A 19579-nucleotide genomic window follows, 5' to 3' on the forward strand; every position below is an offset into this window, starting at 1 on the left:
AATAAGGGGGGAAGAATTACTTACTATTAATAGACTTATTTAATACTGTTATTTCTTCTTCTGATAAATCATATCTTGATATTCCTTTGTCTATTGGCTTAGCATATGTTGTGCTTTCATGTCTTCCATATATACCTGTTAAAACAACTCCATCATCATTATCATCTAATAATGCAATCGAAAAGCTTAAGTCACTACCAACATCTTCAAATGCTTTATATCTCATGATTGATACCTTTTGAATAGATTTTTTCATCTTTTCTTGTAAGAACTTTCCTAATTCAACTGCATCTACAGAATTTTTATTTGATTCGTCTACCTTGTCTAAATATCCTATAACAAGTTCCTCTAGGTTCTTACTATTTACTCCTCTCATAAGTTTTCTATATCTTTTTTCAACTTTATTTAAGGATCTAAAAAGTATTAGTACTAATATAAAAAGCAATAATATTACTGCTGCCATCCCTATTATTATATATGCACTATAATCGCTAATTGAATTTATTATGCTATTCATTTATTATGTTCTTCCTTTCCTCATGTTTCACGTGAAACAATTATAAATTGATTATCTCTAAAATTCTTTCCAAGTCTTCATTAGAATAATACTCAATTTCTATTTTTCCTTTACTTCTTTTCTTATCTATGTTTACTTTAGTACCAAATTTACTCTCTAACTTTTCTCGCAAGTCTTTGAGGTATGGAGACATCTCACCCTCTGTATCTTCAGGCTTTTTCTTTTCTTTTCCTAAGTTTTTGATAATCTTCTCTAATTCTCTTACCGAAATCTTATCATCTATTACTTTTTGAGCCATTTTATATTGTAGCTCTTTATCCTCAATTGCTAGTAAAGTTCTTCCATGTCCCTCAGAAATTACACCTTCTACTACATAATTTTGAACTCTTTCATCTAAATTAAGTAATCTCATTGAATTTGTTATTGTAGTTCTTGACTTACCAACTCTTTCGCTAAGAGCCTCTTGCGTTAAGTTAAATTCACTTATTAATTGCTTGAAAGCTTTAGCTTCTTCAATTGGATTTAGGTCTTCTCTTTGTATATTTTCTATAAGAGATATTTCTAACAATTGACTTTTAGATAAATCCATAATTATTGCAGGTACTTCCTTTAAACCAGCTAACTTAGCTGCTCTCCAACGTCTTTCTCCCGCAACAATAATATAATTTTCATTATCTTTTTGAAGAATTAATGGCTGAATTACACCATGATTTAAAATAGATTTCGATAATTCAGAAATCTTTTCACTGTCAAAGTATTTTCTTGGTTGCTCTGAGTTAGCTCTTATCTTGTTTATAGATATGTATACCTTTGATTTTTCATCAACTTCATCAATATCCTCGCTTGGAATTAAAGCATTCAATCCTTTTCCTAGTCCAAACTTCTTACTCATACTTTATCTCCCTGTCTACTTAAAAATTCTTTTGTTAAATTTAAATATGCCTCTGCACCTTTACATTTATCATCATAAAGCATTATTGGCAAACCAAAACTAGGCGATTCTGCTAATCTAATATTTCTTGGAATAGTTGTATTGTATACTTTATCACCAAAATATTTTTCTACTTCCTTCTGAACTTCAATGCTTAAATTTGTTCTAGCATCGAACATAGTCATTACAACACCTTCAACATCAAGCTTTTTATTTAAGGCCTTCTTAACAAGCTGAACAGTATTGATAAGCTGTCCAACACCTTCTAACGCATAAAACTCGCATTGTATAGGTATATAAACTGTATCAGAAGCTACAAGAGCATTAATTGTTAAAGTACCTAATGAAGGAGGACAATCTATAAAAATAAAATCAAAATCCATTTCTAATTCATTAATTTTATTTAATAGTATCTTCTCCCTATCATTTTTCGTAATAATTTCAACTTCAGCTCCAGCTAGTTCCATAGTTGATGGTGCAATGTACAAATTTTCAACTAAATTGCATTGTATAATAACATCATTTAAAGATGTATCTGATGTTAAAACATCATACATTGAATTTTCTAATGTTCTTTTGTCAATTCCAATACCAGAAGTGGTATTACCCTGCGGGTCAATATCTATAGCTAAAATTTTATACCCTTCCATCGCAAGATAGGCACATAAGTTAATATTAGTTGTTGTTTTACCAACTCCACCTTTTTGATTAAAAACACATATAGTCTTCATTTATTCCCCCCCTTTGCAATGAAACGCACTATACTTTCTATTATATATTTTTCTACATAATATTAAAAGAGAAATTAAAATATGTAACTAAATTTTTATCATGTTTCACGTGAAACATTAATAAAACAAAAAAAGTATGAATGATTTACATATCACTCATACTTTAAAATTACTTTTTAGGAATGTTAACAGTTATTTGGATATACTCTCCACAATCCTTTGATTTATATTCAGCTGGAATTTTAAATTTATCAAAAACTTGTTTAATTGAATTAACATATATTTTAGGTGCAAATACTCCTGTTATTCTTTTCTTGCCTTTAGAACTTAACTCATTACCAGCTAATTTAAGAAGTTCTTTATTTATTAACTCCTCAGTTCTTTTAACATTTAAATTTTGCTTTATAACTTTCTTTACAACCTTTAGCTGATGAACTTCATCTGGCAATGAAAGTAATGCCCTAGCATGTCTTTCAGTTAGATTATTTTCCAAACAAATATTTCTTACTTCTGAACTTAACTTCAATAATCTTAACTTATTTGCTATTGTAGATTGTTTTTTACCCATTCTTGTTGCCAAATCATCTTGTGTAAAATGGTGCTCATTTATCAAATTATAATATGCTTCTGCTTCTTCAATAAAATTCAAATCCTCACGTTGAAGATTTTCCAGCAAAGCAATTTCAGCAGACTCAGTATCAGTTATTTCAATAATTGTGCATGGAACTTCATTTAAATTAGCAAGTTTTGCTGCTCTCCATCTTCTTTCTCCAGCAACTAATTCAAATAAACCCCCTCTCTTTCTAACAGTAAGAGGTTGTATAATTCCAAATTGACAAATAGACTGAGATAATTCAGTAAGAGCAACTTCATCAAAAAACTTTCTTGGCTGATAAGTATTAGGTATTATACTATCAATGCTTATATACATTATTTCGTTTTGCATTTAAAATCCCATCCCTTATGAAAATTATATTAAAATCCATTAATTACCAATTTCTACAAAACATTTATTTTTCCTTCTATTTTTATGTAAAAATCGTAATACAAATAGTTACAAATTAATATATTTTTTGTTAAATATATACAAATTATTTAATTGGCTTTTTTGTTATAGTACCAGCTTTTCTTGGATATATAGCTGATGTGCTAGAAGTTTTACTAACTATAACTAAGTTATGATTTAAGTCAGTTCCATCAACTTTAACAGAAACAACATCCTTTAGTACTCCTCCAAGTGTACCAATTGCATTTTTAGCATCAATTAACTCTTCATCTATAGAAGGTCCTTTAAGTGCTATAAAATTCCCACCAACTCTCACATATGGCATACAATATTCTGAAAGTACACTCATATTAGCAACAGCCCTGGATACTGTTACATCAAACTTTTCTCTTAACAACTTATTTCTAGCTCCATCTTCTGCTCTAGAATGAATAGTCTTAACATTTTTTAAATTAAGCTTACTTACAACTTCATTTAAAAATAAAATTCTTTTATTTAATGAATCCAATAAAGTCACTTGTATGTTACTATCCATTATAGCAATAGGCAAACCTGGAAATCCAGCACCTGTCCCAACATCTATTATTGACTTAGAATTCCTAAGTTCCACTGATTTAAATATCTTTATACTATCAATGAAGTGCTTTTTAATTATCTCCTCTTCTTCGACAATAGCAGTTAAGTTTATCTTTTCATTCCACTCTTGAAGAAGTTTTCTGTAGAGTTGAAATTGGTTATATTTTTCTTTAGTTAAAACCAAATCAACTTCTTCACATGCATTCTTCATCAATTCAAATAAATCCATAAAAACCTCCTAAGAATTAGTTTTTCTATTAAAGTGATCTACATATATTAAAAGAACGGATATATCGGCTGGAGAAACTCCAGAAATTCTAGAAGCTTGACCTAAATTTATAGGCCTAATTTTAGAGAGTTTTTGAATAGCTTCTATTCTTAATCCCTTAACATCATTATAATCAATGTCTTGAGGTATCAATCTTTTTTCAAACTTTTTAAATTGTTCTACCTGCTCAAGTTGCTTTTCAATATATCCTTCATATTTTGCAATTATATTAACTTGCTCTCCAATATCATAAGGTAATTCTTCACGATCAGGATCAAGTGGTCCAACCATGAAGTAATCAAGCTCAGGTCTTTTAATTAATTCATATAAAGATATTGGTTTCTTAAGTTCGGATGACCCAATTGATACCAAGAACTCATTTACTTCATTTTTGTTAGTAATTTGAAGATTCGTAACTCTCTTGACCTCACTATCAATCCTGTTCTTTCTTTCCAAAAATCTACTATATCTTTCTTCACTTACTAACCCAACTTTATAACCAATCTCAGTAAGTCTTAAATCAGCATTATCTTGTCTTAATAAAAGTCTATATTCTGATCTTGAAGTCATCATTCTATAGGGTTCACTTGTACCTTTTGTAACTAAGTCATCAATTAATACTCCTATATATCCATCTGATCTTGTTAATATCATAGGGTCTTCATCTCTTACCTTTAAAGCTGCATTTATCCCAGCTACAATACCTTGAGCACCTGCCTCTTCATAACCAGAGCTTCCATTAAATTGTCCTGCTCCAAATAAGCCTGCTATTTTCTTAAATTCAAGTGTTGGTTTAAGTTCTGTAGGATCTACAGAATCGTACTCAATTGCATACGCTGTTCTAAGCATTTCAACATTCTCTAATCCAGCTAAAGTTCTTAGCATTTGTATTTGTACATCTTCTGGCAAAGAAGAACTCATACCACCAACATACATTTCTTCAGTATCTTCACCTTCTGGTTCAATAAAAATCTGATGTTGAAGCTTATCTGGGAATTTCATTACCTTATCCTCAATAGATGGGCAATACCTTGGTCCAACTCCCTCAATTGATCCATTATACATAGGTGATCTATCAATATTATTTTTAATAATTGAATGAGTATTTTCATTAGTATAAGTTAACCAACATGGTACTTGATCTCTATCAATATTATCATTCATAAAGGAGAAAGGAACAATTCTGTCATCACCTTTTTGTTCTATCATCTTTGAAAAATCTACACTTCTTCTATTTATTCTTGCGGGTGTTCCCGTTTTAAATCTTCTTAGCGATACATTTAAATCAAGTAATGATTGGGATAAATCATTTGCAGGGAATAAACCATTGGGACCACTACTATAAGAAACATCACCAATAATTACTCTTCCTTTTAGATAAGTTCCAGTTGCTAAAACAACGGCTTTCGCTTTAAAAACAGCTCCATTCTTTGTAACTACTCCTGTAACTTTCCCATCTTCACTTTCAAGAGAAACAACCTCTATTTGTCTTAAATAAAGATTTTCTTGTTTTTCTATAATGTTTTTCATCCTATACTGATATTTTTTCTTATCTGCTTGAGCTCTAAGTGAATGAACTGCTGGCCCTTTAGATGTATTAAGCATTCTTGATTGAATAAAAGTATTATCTATATTAATACCCATTTCTCCGCCAAGTGCATCAATTTCTCTAACTAAATGTCCTTTTGCAGTACCTCCAATATTAGGGTTACAAGGCATTAATGCAATTGAATCCAAATTCATTGTGCATAACAATGATTTACAACCTATACGCGCAGAAGCAAGTGCTGCTTCACAACCTGCATGACCTGCTCCAACTATTATTACATCAAACTCTCCTGCTAAATATTTCATAATTTTCCTACTTTCCTACGCAAAATTCTGTAAAAATTTTGTTTACTAGGTCCTCTTCAAGTTCAGAACCTGTAATTTCTCCTAATGCTTTCAAACCTGATGTCACGTATATAGATACTAAATCTATAAAATCTCCATTTTTTATACTTTCAATAGCGGAAAGACAATTCTCTCTTGCTCTATAAAGAGCCTCCTTATGTCTTGTATTTGATACAATAACACTCTCTCCATCTAACTTTCCATTAAAGAATAATTCTTTTATTTTATCTTTTAAATTTTCTAACCCTAAACCGGTTTTTGCTGATATATTAATTTTATTTTCAAGCTCATTCAACACTTCTCCTGAAATATTGCTATCTAAATCTACCTTATTAAATAGAACTATGTATTTTTTATCTTTGACATAATTAATTATTTCTAAATCTTCATCATCTAAAGGTCTACTAACATCAAGCATCAGTACAACTAAATCAGCTTCCTCAATCTTTTCCCTAGACTTTTCTACTCCAATTTTTTCTACAATATCCTCTGTTTCTCTTATTCCTGCCGTATCAATAATTTTTAATGGTATACCATCAAGATTAATGTACTCTTCAATTACATCTCTTGTAGTACCAGGTATATCAGTAACTATTGCCCTTTTTTCTTGGAGTAATGCATTAAGCAAAGATGATTTCCCAACATTAGGCTTTCCAATTATAACCAATTTCAATCCATCTCTTATAAGTTTTCCCTCTTCAGCATTCTCTAGTAGACTATTTATATCTTTCACTGTTTTAATCAAACTATCATTTACTCTTAAAGAAACTGTTTCATCTGGCTCCTCATCATCTTCAGTAAAATCAACATCATATTCAATAAGCGCTAATACATTAAGAAGATACTCTCTTAATCTATTTATTTCCCGGGAAAGTTTACCCTGACTTTGTACTAATGCAGATTTCATAGATAAGTCAGTCTTTGCTCTAATTATATCTATTACAGCTTCTGCTTGACTTAAATCTATCCTTCCATTTATAAATGCTCTTTTCGTAAATTCACCTGGTTCAGCCAATCTTGCACCAGCTTTAACTATAACATCAAGAACTCTATTTGTTGAGATGATTCCACCGTGGCAATTAATCTCAACTACATCTTCAGCAGTAAAACTTTTAGGTCCTTTCATATAACTAACTATAACTTCATCAATTAATTCATCATTATCAATTATAAAACCATATCTCATAGTATATGAATTAATATCTATTAATCTTCTTTCCTTAACTCCTTTGAAAACTCTATCAACAATCTCCAAGGACTTTTGTCCAGATACTCTAATAATTGATATTCCACCTTCGCCAACGGGTGTGGCTACAGCAGCGATAGTATCAAATTCCTTCATTCAGAATAGGCCTCCTTAATTTTCCTTTACCTATATTATTGCTAATAATTAAAATCTAATATTCATTTTACATAATTAAATTATAAAATACTATATAAAATAAAAAATTTTCTCAATAAACTAAGAGATGACCCAAAAGCCATCTCTTAAATTTTTTTATACTATTTTAAACATATTTTAATTCTTTTTTAAATCAACAACGATTCTTCTGTATGGTTCTTCACCTTCACTATAAGTATATACAGATTCATTTCCTTGCAATGCTGCATGTATGATTCTTCTTTCATAAGGATTCATTGGTTCTAATTTAACAACTTTTTTAAATTTAAGAACCTTATAAGCAGTTTTACTAGCTACTCTTTTTAGTGTTTCTTCTCTCTTAAATCTATAATTTTCAGTATCTAATATAACTCTCTTATATGAAGTCTCATGACCTTTATTTACAACAAGAGATACTAAGTATTGTAAAGAATCTAGGGTCTCTCCTCTGTAACCAATTATTAGTCCCATCTTAGGTCCAATTAAGTCAATTTTTATTACATCGTCCTCTTCTTTAATCTTAATCTCAGCTTTGATATCCATTGAATTTAAGACATCTCTTAAAAATTTCTTAGCATCTTGAATATAGTCTCTTTTAACTTTTACTCTAACTTTTGCAGGTTTAGAGCCAAATAAACTAAGAAATCCCTTATTTCCTTCATCTAAAATCTCAATTTCAACCTTATCTTTAGTAACATTAAGTTCCTTTAAAGCACTTTCTACTGCTTCATCAACAGATTTTCCATTAACTTCAATCTGCTTCATACCCAATTCACCCACCTTGTTGTACTTAAAATATACTTATAAATTAAAACTAAGCTGCCTTAGCCTTATTTTTCTTTGGTAGAACAACTATTACATATGTTTGAAGCATTTGAATCAAGCTTCCTACAATCCAATAAATTACTAATAAGGATTCAAAATTAATAGCAGAAACACCTATCATAACAGACATACCTATATTCATAGTAGACATATTCATAGGTGAATTTTCTACACTTGCAGCATTTACCTTAGTTGTAAAGACTGTTGACAAATAAGTAGAGCCTGCAGCTAATACTGGTAGTATAAAATATGGATCTCTTAATGCTAAGTTAGGTATCCATAAGAAATCAGCACCTGAAACTTGATGTATTTGTCTAAACGCCCAGTAAAGAGCAAAAAGTATAGGCATTTGTATGATCATAGGTAGACAACCACCAGTCATACTTACATTATTTTCTTTATATAATTTCATCATTTCCTGATTTAATTTTTCCGGACTATTCTTGTATTTTGTTTGTAATTTCTTAACTTCTGGTTGAATCTCCTGCATTTTTGCAGTTGATCTAGTTGATTTTATATTTAATGGTAATAAAAATAATCTTACTATTAATGTAAATAATATTACAGCTAGTACATATGAAACACCCACATCCGTAATACCTATATTAACAATTAAATCATGAAGCTTCTCCACGATGTTGTACATGAAATCAACAATAACTTGAAACAAATTAAATACCTCCTAAAATATTAACTCTTTACTTCACTGGATCATAACCACCCTTATGAAAAGGATGACATCTTAGAATTCTTTTTATAGCCATAAAACCACCCTTAATCGCTCCATATTTTTCAATGGCTTCTATAGCATATTGAGAACAGGTCGGAGTATATATGCAACTAGGTTTTGTAAAAGGTGATATAAATTTTCTATATAACTTGATTGGAAAAATCAATAACTTTTTCATTATTTATTTAATCCTGCCCTTTTAAATAAATTTAACACAGATTTTTGTACTTCCGAATATGGTTTATCCTTTATTGCAGTTCTTGCAACAAAAACAAAATCAAATCCTTCTTTTAAATCTTTAGAATTAAGTCTATAACTTTCTAATATTAATCTTTTAACCCTACTTCTAGTTACGCTTTTTCCTACTTTTTTACTTACTGAAATTCCAACTCTATTAAACTTTTCATTATTTTCGTCTCTATTTCTTCCATTATTATATATATAGAGAACTAAATTTTCATTTGAAAGAGACTTCCCTCTTCTATATACGTTTCTAAATTCGATATTTTTTCTAATCTTATGCATACTCATTTATAAGATTCCCCTTTTTCTGCATTTGCAGAAAAAGGCCACAACTGCGGCCCTTATGCTGTTAATCTTTTTCTTCCTTTTTGTCTTCTTCTCTTAAGCACGTTTCTTCCTGATAGAGTGCTCATTCTCTTTCTAAATCCATGCTCTCTTTTTCTTTGTTTCTTTTTAGGTTGGTATGTCATGAACATAACGCTACACCCCCTTCAATATATATTTCTATAGTAAAACTATACTTATTTCATTTTGAAGTTTTACTTTATAATTATATATTTCAATACCTTTACTGTCAAGAAAACTTATTTTGTTGATAAATTTATTAACATAATAAGTTTTTGTGGATAAATTATTGAACCACTTTTACAGTTTATGATATTATTAATATACTATTGTGAATAACTTATGTGGAGTAAAAGTTATCCACAGCTGTGAATAACTTTGTGCATAACTTGTTCAATTTTTCTTAATTTCTTTATTTCATTAAGTATTTTGAGCTGATTTCAACATTAATATTCATTGTTTATAGTGTTAATGTTATTTTTTCCACAAATGTTGATAATATAACATATTTATTTTTTTAACTATTTATTCACAAAATAATTAACATGTGAATAATTCTACCTACAATGTCAATTATTTAAATGGTACAATTATTTTACTGTTAGTAATTTGTTTATATATATTCGTTTATTAATTATTTTGATTAATTTTTTCTTTTTTTATAAAAAATGACTGGAGGATATAAGATGGATACCCACCTAAATCAATTATGGGAAAAAACATTAAATATAGTAAAAAGTGAGATGACTGAAGTTAGCTTCAACACATGGATAAAAAGTTGCGAACCCTTATCTATATCTTCAGATAGCATAAAGATAGGTGTTCCTAATGAATTTACCAGAGATATTTTAGAGCAAAGATATAAAGATCTAGTCGCAAATGCCATAAGACTTATCTCCTCTAAAAAATATAATATAGAATTTCTAATTGAATCAGATTTTCAAAAGGAAGAAGTTAAAGACGTTGCAAAGGAAGTCCAAAAGGAAAGCTCAGTAGTTGTAAGTGATGAGATGTCCGCAACATTAAATCCGAAGTATACTTTTGATTCTTTTGTCATTGGTAATTCAAATAGATTTGCACATGCTGCATCATTGGCTGTTGCTGAAGCACCTGCTAAAGCATATAACCCACTATTTATATATGGTGGTGTGGGACTTGGTAAAACTCACCTTATGCATGCTATAGGACACTATATTTTACAAAACAATTCAAAATCAAAGGTAGTTTATGTTTCATCAGAGAAATTTACTAACGAATTAATAAACTCCATTAAAGACGATAAGAATGAAGAATTCAGAAACAGATATAGAAATGTCGATGTTCTGCTAATAGATGATGTTCAGTTTATAGCAGGAAAAGAAAGAACTCAAGAAGAGTTTTTCCATACATTTAATGCGCTTCATGACGCAAATAAGCAAATAATTCTTTCATCAGATAGACCACCGAAAGAAATTCCTACATTAGAAGATAGGTTGAGAAGTAGATTCGAATGGGGGCTTATTGCTGACATTCAAGCTCCAGACTTTGAAACAAGAATGGCAATCTTAAAAAAGAAAGCTGATGTAGAAAATTTAAATGTAGCTAATGAAGTAATGGTATATATAGCCACAAAGATTAAAGCTAATATAAGAGAACTTGAAGGCGCTCTAATAAGGATAGTTGCATATTCATCCTTAACAGGAAGAGACATAACAGTAGATCTTGCAAGTGAAGCTTTAAAAGATATTATTTCTAATAAACAAAGTAAGCATATAACAATAGATACAATTCAAGATGTTGTTTCCTCATACTATAATCTTAGAGTTGAGGAGCTAAAATCTCAAAGAAGAACACGTAATGTAGCCTATCCAAGACAAATAGCTATGTATTTAAGTAGAAAGCTTACTGATTTATCTTTACCAAAGATAGGAGAAGAATTTGGTGGAAGAGATCATACTACAGTAATACATGCATATGAAAAAATATCTCAAAACTTAAAAACAGATGAAGTTCTACAAAACACAGTAAACGACATAACAAAGAAATTAACTCAAAAATAAGTAACAATGTACATAACATAAGTTAATATCATGTGGATAAAATTTCAGGAGATACCTTTCATCTAATAATGTGGATAACTCATAGTAATTTGTACGGACTTATCCACAGTATTTTTTTGCAAACTTTCTTGATTTTATAAGGGCTGCAGGTACTTTTCAACAAATTCACAGCCCCTACTACTATTATTACTATATTTTTATCTATTATTTTATCTATAATAAGTAATTTATATTGTTAGTAAATGTTCATAATTATGGAGGTTAAATATGAAATTTATATGTGAAAAATCAAAGTTACAAGATGCTATATCAATAGCTCAAAAAGCAATAACAGGAAAATCTACAATGCCTATATTAGAAGGTGTCTACTTAAATGCAAAAGATTCAAAATTAACATTAATAGGATCAGATGTAGATGTATCAATAGAAACAATTATAGATTCTGAAGTTATCGAACCTGGATCAATTGTTGTAGATGCAAAAATATTTGGAGAAATAATAAGAAAATTACCTAATGACTTAGTTACAATAGAAACTCTTGGTGTTGAAGAAGGTAATAATATAATACAAATAACTTGTAAGAAATCAGTATTTAACTTAGTTCATATGAATCCATCAGATTTCCCAGAGCTTCCAGCAATTAATGAAACTAAGTTATTTTCTATTCCTCAAAATCTATTAAAGAATATGATAAAAGGTACATCATTTGCTATCGCACAAGATGAAACAAGACCAATACTTCAAGGAATTTTATTTGAGGTTAATAATTCATATTTGAATTTAGTAGCTTTAGATGGATATAGATTGGCAATAAGAAGTGAGTTAATAGATTCTGAAAATACAATTAGTTCAGTAATACCTGGAAAAACTCTAAATGAAGTAGCTAAAATCCTAGAGGATAGTGAAGATGTTGTAGATATTACTTTTACTACTAATCATATATTATTTAACTTAGGTGAAACTAAGGTTATATCAAGATTATTAGAAGGAGAATTTATAAAATATAAATCCTTATTACCTCAAGAATATAAGGGTTTAGTTACTGTTAACAGACAAGATCTACAAAATTGTATTGAAAGAGCATCATTAATGGCAAAAGAGGGAAATACTAACTTAATTAAATTTGAATTGGTTGGTGACACTCTAATAATCACTTCTAATTCTCAATTGGGAAAGGTAAGAGAGGAAGTTGGTGTAAATTTGCAAGGAGACGAGATACAAATTGCATTTAACTCTAGGTACTTAATTGATGTTCTTAAAGTAATGGACTCTGATGAAGTAATGCTTGAACTTACATCAAGCGTTAGTCCATGTGTAATAAGATGTAATGAAACTGATAATTCTAAATATCTTGTTCTACCTGTAAGATTAGCAAGATAGTTAGCGAAAGGAGATTATTCATATTTAATGCATATTTATGCATTAGGTTGATATTATAATTATGAACGAAATAGAAATAAGCACTGAATTCATAAAATTAGATTCTTTTTTAAAATGGGTTGGGGTAGCCTCTCTTGGATCGGAGGCTAAGTTTTTAATTCAAGAGGGTGAAGTAAAAGTTAACGGAGAAGTATGCACCCAAAGAGGTAAAAAATTAAGAGTAAATGACGTAATAGAGATACAGCAAGAAAAGTTTAAAATAATTTAAGCATATTGTGCTATAATTAAATTGGGTGTTTTTATGTTTGTTAAAAAATTACTTTTGTTAAACTACAGAAATTATAAAAGTTTAGAGATAGAATTATCAAATAGCGTTAATGTGTTTATAGGAGATAATGCACAAGGCAAAACAAATATTTTAGAAGCCATATATTATTGTGGTTTTGCAAAATCTCATAGAACCTCAAAAGATAAGGAATTAATCAAATGGAATGAGGATAGGTCGTACATAAGTTTAAAGGTTGGAAAAGAGAGACTCGATAAGACTATAGAAATAAATATTTTAAAAGATGGTAAGAAAGCTATACGAGTTAATTCTATAAAGATTAATAAAATAGATCAATTAATTGGAATATTCAATGTAGTTATGTTTTCACCAGAAGATTTGAAAATTGTAAAAGAATCTCCAGGAATCAGAAGAAAATTTTTGGATATGGAATTATGCCAGTTAAGTAATAAGTATTATTATAATCTTGTTCAATATAACAAAATTATAAACGAAAGAAATATCATACTAAAATCTAAAAATGTAGATAACTTCATGCTAGATATATATGACGATCAACTTGTTGAATTTGGAAGCTATATAATAAAATGCAGATTAGATTATATAGAGAAGTTAAATCTTCATAGTTATGATATTCATAAAGAAATAACTTCTGGAAAAGAAGAGATTAAGTTTAAGTACACATCCACTGTTAAAGATAATGATAATATAAAAATATCCTTTAAAGATTTATTAGTTAAAAATAGATCGAAAGATATTGAAAGAAGATTAACTAGTGTAGGACCTCATAGAGATGACTTTGAAATATTGATAAATAACATAGATGCAAAAAGTTTTGGTTCTCAAGGGCAGCAAAGAACATCTGTCCTAACCATTAAATTTGCATCTCTAAGCATTATAAAAGATATTACTGGAGAATATCCAGTACTTCTTTTGGATGATGTTTTATCAGAATTAGATTTTACAAGAAAATCTTATATATTGAATTCAATAAGTGGAATTCAAACAATAATAACCGGAACGGGAATAGAGGATATATCTAGATATTTAAATAGTGAATCTAAAGTTTTTAAAGTTAACGATGGAGTTGTTATTAGTTAGCAAGGAGGAATATTTGTGTTTTTACACTTGGGAGAAAATGTAGTAGTTCCAGTAAAAGACGTTATAGGGATATTTGACTTACAAAATACTATGTATAGTTCTGATACTATACAATTCTTAAGATTGGCAGAAGAAGATGGTTTTGTAGAGAGAATCTCAAAGGAAAAACCTAAATCTTTTGTTATTGCAGAGGTAGATAAAAAGAGCAAGATTTATCTTTCTCCAATTTCATCATCTACATTAACAAAAAGAACTGATGTAGAATATAATCCTTAAGTTAGTCCAATGTTTAACTTAAAGATATAATATCTTAAATTTTAGAAGTAGGAGGAGTTACATGTTGGAACAGAATAAACAAAGTTATGATGAAAGTCAGATACAGGTTCTTGAAGGATTAGAGGCAGTAAGAAAAAGACCTGGTATGTATATAGGGAGTACTAGTTCTAGAGGATTACATCATTTAGTATACGAAATTGTTGATAATAGTATTGATGAAGCTTTAGCTGGATATTGCAAAAATATAGATGTTTATATACATAAAGATAATTCTATAACTGTAATAGATGATGGAAGAGGTATGCCAGTAGGAATACATCCTAAAATGGGAAAACCTACAGTTGAAGTTATTATGACAATACTTCATGCTGGTGGAAAATTTGGTGGCGGAGGATACAAGGTTTCTGGAGGATTACATGGTGTTGGTGCTTCAGTTGTTAATGCCTTATCTGACGAGTGTGAAGTTACTGTAACTAGAGAGGGTCATGTTTGGAAACAAACATATTCTAGAGGTGCAGTTACAAGTGATTTAATTAAAATAGCTGATGCTGAAGATGAAGAACACGGAACAAAAGTTCATTTTAAGCCAGATGCAGATATTTTCGAAGAGACTGTATTTGATTTTGAAATATTATCAAATAGATTAAGAGAGCTAGCATTTTTAAATAAAGGAATAAGTATTAGACTAGTTGATGAAAGAGATGAAAAAGAAGAAGACTATTTCTACGAAGGTGGAATTAAATCATTTGTAAGTTACTTAAATAGAAATAGAGAAGTTTTACACGAAGAGCCTATTTATGTTGAAGGTGTAAGAGATGGGGTAGCTGTTGAAGTTGCTTTACAATATCATGATGGATATAACGAAAATATATTTTCTTTCGCAAATAACATAGATACCATTGAGGGTGGAACACACTTAGTTGGATTTAAGACAGCTCTTACTAGAGTAATGAATGATTATGCTAAGAAGTTTGGACACTTAAAAGAGAATGATAAAAATCTTTCTGGTGAAGATATAAGAGAAGGATTAACCGCTGTTATATCAGTTAAAATATCTGAGCCTCAATTTGAAGGACAAACAAAGACTAAACTTGGAAACTCTGAAGTTAGAGGTATAGTGGATGGTATTCTAGGTGAAAGTGTAGCCTTATACTTAGAAGAAAACCCTTCAGTAGGTAAGATTGTGGTAGATAAAGCTTTAGTAGCAGCAAGAGCAAGAGAAGCAGCTAGGAAAGCAAGAGAACTTACTAGAAAATCTGTGTTAGAAAGAAGCGCATTACCAGGAAAACTAGCAGATTGTTCGTCTAAGGATCCTATGGAATGTGAAATTTATATAGTTGAGGGAGACTCAGCTGGTGGATCTGCTAAGCAAGGCAGAGATAGAAAATTCCAAGCAATACTTCCGTTAAGAGGAAAAATAATGAATGTTGAGAAACAAAGACTAGATAAGATTCTTAACTCAGATACAATAAGAAGTATGGTTACTGCATTTGGAGCAGGTATTGGTAAAGATTTTGATATAGAAAAGATAAGATACAATAGAATAATAATAATGACAGATGCGGATGTTGATGGTGCGCATATTAGAACACTATTATTAACATTCTTCTACAGATATATGAGAGAATTAGTAGACCAAGGACATGTATATATAGCACAGCCACCTTTATATAAGGTGTCAAAGGCTAAAAAGGATGTATATGTATATTCAGATAAAGAATTAGAAAATACATTAATTGAACTTGGTGGAAAAGATAATAATACTGACATTCAAAGATACAAAGGTTTAGGTGAAATGAATGCTACTCAGCTATGGGAAACAACTATGGATCCTGAACAAAGAGTATTATTAAGAGCAACTATTGAAGATGCAATGGCTGCAGATGAGATATTTACTATTCTTATGGGAGATAAAGTAGAACCTAGAAGAGAGTTTATTCAAAATAACGCAAGTAAAGTGGTTAACTTAGATATTTAGTACAGAATTGAGGTGAAAGCAATGAATAATAACGAGGGAAAAGTAGTTCAGGTTGATATAAAAAATGAGATGAAAAAATGCTATATAGATTATGCTATGAGCGTTATAGTTGGGCGTGCTCTTCCAGATGTTAGAGATGGTTTAAAGCCAGTACATAGAAGAATCTTATTTTCTATGCACGAACTTGGATTAAGACCAGATAGAGGATATAGAAAGTGTGCAAGAATAGTCGGGGAAGTTTTAGGTAAATATCATCCACATGGAGATACATCTGTTTATGAAGCATTAGTAAGAATGGCTCAAGATTTTTCTATGAGATATATGCTTGTAGATGGTCATGGAAATTTTGGTTCTGTTGATGGTGATGGCGCAGCTGCTATGAGATATACAGAAGCAAAAATGAATAAAATTGCTGCTGAAATGCTAAGAGATATAAATAAAAATACTGTAGATTTTATACCAAACTTTGATGGTGAAGAGCAAGAACCTTCAGTATTACCTTCAAGGTTCCCAAATTTATTAGTAAATGGTTCTTCAGGTATAGCAGTAGGTATGGCAACAAATATACCTCCTCATAATCTTGGTGAAGTTATAGATGGAACAATTATGCTTATAGATGATCCAGAAGTAACAATTTTAGATTTGATGACTAAAATTAAAGGTCCAGACTTCCCAACAGCAGGAATAATAATGGGTAAGGCTGGAATAAGGGCTGCTTATGAAACAGGTAGAGGAAGAGTTGTTGTAAGAGCAAAAACTGAAATAGAAGAAGAAAAAGGCAGATTAAAAATCATAGTTAACGAACTTCCATACCAAGTAAATAAAGCTAAGCTAATAGAAAATATAGCAGATTTAGTTAAAGATAAAAAAATAAATGGAATATCAGATTTAAGAGATGAATCTGATAGAGAAGGTATGAGAATAGTAATAGAACTTAAAAAAGATGCAAATCCTAGTGTAGTTCTAAACTTACTATTTAAGCATACAAAGATGCAAGATACCTTTGGTGTAAATACAATTGCACTAGTAGATAATGAACCAAAGGTTTTAAACTTAAAAGAGATACTAGTACACTATGTAAATTTCCAAAAAGAAGTTATTACAAGAAGAACAGTATTTGAATTAAATAAAGCACAAGAAAGAGCTCATATTTTAGAGGGATTAAAAATTGCTTTAGATAATATCGATGAAGTAATAAGTATTATTAGAGGTTCTAAAAATTCAGAAATAGCTAGAAATACACTTATTGAAAGATTTAATCTAAGCGAAAAACAATCTCAAGCAATATTAGATATGAGACTTGCTAGATTAACAGGATTAGAAAGAGACAAAATTGAAGATGAGTATAATGAACTTATGACTTTAATCAATAGATTAAATGAAATATTATCTTCTGAGGAAAAATTACTAGGCGTAATCAAAGAAGAACTTATAGAAATCAAAGAAAGATATGGCGATGAAAGAAGAACAGTAATCGAAAAACAAGAAAATGAAATAGATATTGAAGATCTAATTCAAGAAGAGGATGTTGTAATAACATTAACTCATACAGGCTATGTTAAGAGAATTTTAGCTGACACTTACTCTGCCCAAAGAAGAGGGGGTAAGGGAATACAGGCAATGACTACAAAAGAAGATGACTTTGTAGAGCATGTTGTAGTAACATCTACTCATTCAGATATACTATTCTTTACTAATAGAGGTAGAGTATATAAACGTAGAGCATATGAGATTCCTGATGCAGGAAGAACAGCAAAAGGAACTAATATTATTAATCTTATACCTATTGAACAAGATGAGCGTATTGAGACGGTGTTATCTGTTAAAGATGTTAATCCAGATGGATTCTTATTTATGGCTACTAAGAAGGGAATTGTTAAAAAGACCCCAATAGATGAATTTAAGAATCTTAGAAGAAATGGATTAATTGCTATAAATCTAAGAGATGGTGATGAGTTACTAAAGGTTAAACAAACATATGGTGATGCAGAAATTATAATAGCAACACAAAATGGTATTGCAATTAAGTTTAGTGAAAAAGATGTTAGACCTATGGGAAGAACTGCTTCAGGTGTAAAAGCTATATCATTAAGAAAAGATGATATTGCTGTTTGTATGGATATAGCTACTCCTGATGAAGAGTTATTAGTTATAAGTGAAAATGGATTCGGTAAAAGAACACCATTAACTGAATACAAAACACAAAATAGAGGTGGAATGGGTCTTATAACTTACAAAGTGGCTGAGAAAACAGGTAAGTTAGTTGGAGCAACTGTATGTAAGCCAGATGATGAAATGATGCTTATAAATACATCAGGTGTAGCAATTAGAATAAATGTTTCAGGTATTTCTGTCACAAGTAGATCAGCAATGGGAGTAACACTAATGAGAACTAATGAAGAAGAAAAGATAGTTGCAATAGCTAAAATTTCTTCTTCAGAGTCTAGTGAAGAATCAGAATTATTAGAAGATGGTAGTGAAATAACTAATGTTAATGATAATTCATTAGAAAGTCTTTTAGAGAGAGCAGAAGATGATAATTAAAAAAGTTATATAGTTAAGAGGATATCTTGAATGATTTTTTAATCATAAAACGAGATATCCTCTTTTCATTATGAAGATTAAGTATAAAAGTTTTTTATGAAGTTAGTATATATTAATATAAAAATATCAATATAGTTTTTTGATTTATTTAAGTTTTTATGTGGTTAAGTGCTAAAACTTATCATTTATGGAAGTCATACTTAGATTATGTAACATAAACTTAACCTTGTGTGTCAATAATAGGAATACATAGTAATTAGAAGGATACAAAAGGAATAATAGAATAACATAAGTTAATGCTATTATATATAAACATATTATAGTTATAGAGATGTTATCATAAAACACGTCCTTCAAATAAGGACAAACAAGTCAACAAAAACTTTGAAAAAAGTAGTTGACAAACAAAAAATGTTTTGATAACATATAGAAGTCGCTTAAATGCGAAAAACAAATTGGTCTTTGAAAATTAAACAGAGGAAATGAAGTAAGATTTAGAAATAAACTTAAGTCAACGTAATCTTTTGAG

19 protein-coding genes are annotated in these 19579 nt (G+C 29.7%); 7 read left to right on the forward strand and 12 right to left on the reverse strand.

Going from position 1 to position 19579, the window contains the following annotated elements; translation table 11 throughout:
* Window positions 1-16: 16 nt before the first annotated feature.
* The 12 genes from L1S47_RS19510 to rpmH all read right to left on the reverse strand — a co-directional run bounded on the left by L1S47_RS19510 (window position 17) and on the right by rpmH (window position 9577).
* Window positions 17-517: a DUF4446 family protein gene (locus L1S47_RS19510; RefSeq protein ID WP_238886559.1), complete on the reverse strand. Its 501-nt coding sequence runs from the start codon at window positions 515-517 to the stop codon at window positions 17-19.
* 40 nt (window positions 518-557) lie between these two features.
* A complete protein-coding gene (locus L1S47_RS19515; RefSeq protein WP_238886561.1) occupies window positions 558-1409 on the reverse strand; it encodes a ParB/RepB/Spo0J family partition protein in 852 nt (283 codons plus the stop codon).
* Window positions 1406-2179, reverse strand: coding sequence for a ParA family protein (locus tag L1S47_RS19520; RefSeq protein ID WP_238886563.1), 774 nt, complete (start codon window positions 2177-2179; stop codon window positions 1406-1408). Before L1S47_RS19520 ends, L1S47_RS19515 begins: the two co-directional genes overlap by 4 nt.
* 169 nt (window positions 2180-2348) lie before the next feature.
* Window positions 2349-3125 (reverse strand): nucleoid occlusion protein, encoded by a 777-nt coding sequence (gene noc, locus L1S47_RS19525; RefSeq protein WP_238886565.1) that lies wholly within the window; start codon window positions 3123-3125, stop codon window positions 2349-2351.
* A gap of 145 nt (window positions 3126-3270) precedes the next feature.
* On the reverse strand, window positions 3271-3990 hold the full coding sequence (gene rsmG, locus L1S47_RS19530) for a 16S rRNA (guanine(527)-N(7))-methyltransferase RsmG (protein WP_238886567.1): 720 nt from the start codon (window positions 3988-3990) through the stop codon (window positions 3271-3273).
* A gap of 9 nt (window positions 3991-3999) precedes the next feature.
* Entirely contained in the window at window positions 4000-5883 is a 1884-nt protein-coding gene (gene mnmG, locus L1S47_RS19535; protein ID WP_238886570.1) for a tRNA uridine-5-carboxymethylaminomethyl(34) synthesis enzyme MnmG, read from the reverse strand.
* A 7-nt stretch (window positions 5884-5890) separates the two neighbouring features.
* On the reverse strand, window positions 5891-7264 hold the full coding sequence (gene mnmE, locus L1S47_RS19540) for a tRNA uridine-5-carboxymethylaminomethyl(34) synthesis GTPase MnmE (protein WP_238886582.1): 1374 nt from the start codon (window positions 7262-7264) through the stop codon (window positions 5891-5893).
* Window positions 7265-7441: 177 nt separating this feature from the next.
* On the reverse strand, window positions 7442-8068 hold the full coding sequence (gene jag / locus L1S47_RS19545; RefSeq protein WP_202765873.1) for an RNA-binding cell elongation regulator Jag/EloR: 627 nt from the start codon (window positions 8066-8068) through the stop codon (window positions 7442-7444).
* A 49-nt stretch (window positions 8069-8117) separates the two neighbouring features.
* On the reverse strand, window positions 8118-8798 hold the full coding sequence (gene yidC / locus L1S47_RS19550; protein WP_238886584.1) for a membrane protein insertase YidC: 681 nt from the start codon (window positions 8796-8798) through the stop codon (window positions 8118-8120).
* A gap of 28 nt (window positions 8799-8826) precedes the next feature.
* Window positions 8827-9036, reverse strand: coding sequence for a membrane protein insertion efficiency factor YidD (yidD, locus tag L1S47_RS19555; protein WP_202765872.1), 210 nt, complete (start codon window positions 9034-9036; stop codon window positions 8827-8829).
* Entirely contained in the window at window positions 9036-9389 is a 354-nt protein-coding gene (gene rnpA, locus L1S47_RS19560) for a ribonuclease P protein component (RefSeq protein WP_238886586.1), read from the reverse strand. The genes yidD and rnpA overlap by 1 nt, the downstream gene beginning before the upstream one ends.
* A gap of 53 nt (window positions 9390-9442) precedes the next feature.
* Window positions 9443-9577, reverse strand: coding sequence for a 50S ribosomal protein L34 (rpmH, locus tag L1S47_RS19565; RefSeq protein WP_040214767.1), 135 nt, complete (start codon window positions 9575-9577; stop codon window positions 9443-9445).
* A gap of 555 nt (window positions 9578-10132) precedes the next feature.
* Here rpmH and dnaA point away from each other — a divergent pair.
* From dnaA to gyrA, 7 genes are all read left to right on the forward strand, one after another.
* Window positions 10133-11485, forward strand: a complete 1353-nt coding sequence (dnaA, locus tag L1S47_RS19570; RefSeq protein ID WP_238886588.1) for a chromosomal replication initiator protein DnaA — start codon at window positions 10133-10135, stop codon at window positions 11483-11485.
* 267 nt (window positions 11486-11752) lie between these two features.
* Window positions 11753-12865, forward strand: coding sequence for a DNA polymerase III subunit beta (gene dnaN, locus L1S47_RS19575; protein ID WP_238886590.1), 1113 nt, complete (start codon window positions 11753-11755; stop codon window positions 12863-12865).
* Between the two features lie 61 nt (window positions 12866-12926).
* The gene (gene yaaA / locus L1S47_RS19580; RefSeq protein ID WP_202765867.1) at window positions 12927-13133 is read left to right on the forward strand and encodes a S4 domain-containing protein YaaA; all 207 of its coding nucleotides are present in this window, start codon (window positions 12927-12929) and stop codon (window positions 13131-13133) included.
* 33 nt (window positions 13134-13166) lie between these two features.
* Window positions 13167-14252, forward strand: a complete 1086-nt coding sequence (gene recF, locus L1S47_RS19585) for a DNA replication/repair protein RecF (protein ID WP_238886592.1) — start codon at window positions 13167-13169, stop codon at window positions 14250-14252.
* A 15-nt stretch (window positions 14253-14267) separates the two neighbouring features.
* Window positions 14268-14528, forward strand: a complete 261-nt coding sequence (gene remB / locus L1S47_RS19590) for an extracellular matrix regulator RemB (RefSeq protein WP_202765865.1) — start codon at window positions 14268-14270, stop codon at window positions 14526-14528.
* 61 nt (window positions 14529-14589) lie between these two features.
* Complete coding sequence (gyrB, locus tag L1S47_RS19595) at window positions 14590-16506, forward strand: DNA topoisomerase (ATP-hydrolyzing) subunit B (RefSeq protein ID WP_275297889.1); 1917 nt, start codon at window positions 14590-14592, stop codon at window positions 16504-16506.
* A 21-nt stretch (window positions 16507-16527) separates the two neighbouring features.
* Window positions 16528-19050, forward strand: coding sequence for a DNA gyrase subunit A (gene gyrA, locus L1S47_RS19600; RefSeq protein WP_238886596.1), 2523 nt, complete (start codon window positions 16528-16530; stop codon window positions 19048-19050).
* The last annotated feature ends 529 nt before the right edge of the window (window positions 19051-19579 follow it).

The sequence above is a fragment of the Clostridium sp. YIM B02551 genome (assembly GCF_022324735.1).
Classification (GTDB): domain Bacteria; phylum Bacillota; class Clostridia; order Clostridiales; family Clostridiaceae; genus Clostridium_T; species Clostridium_T paridis.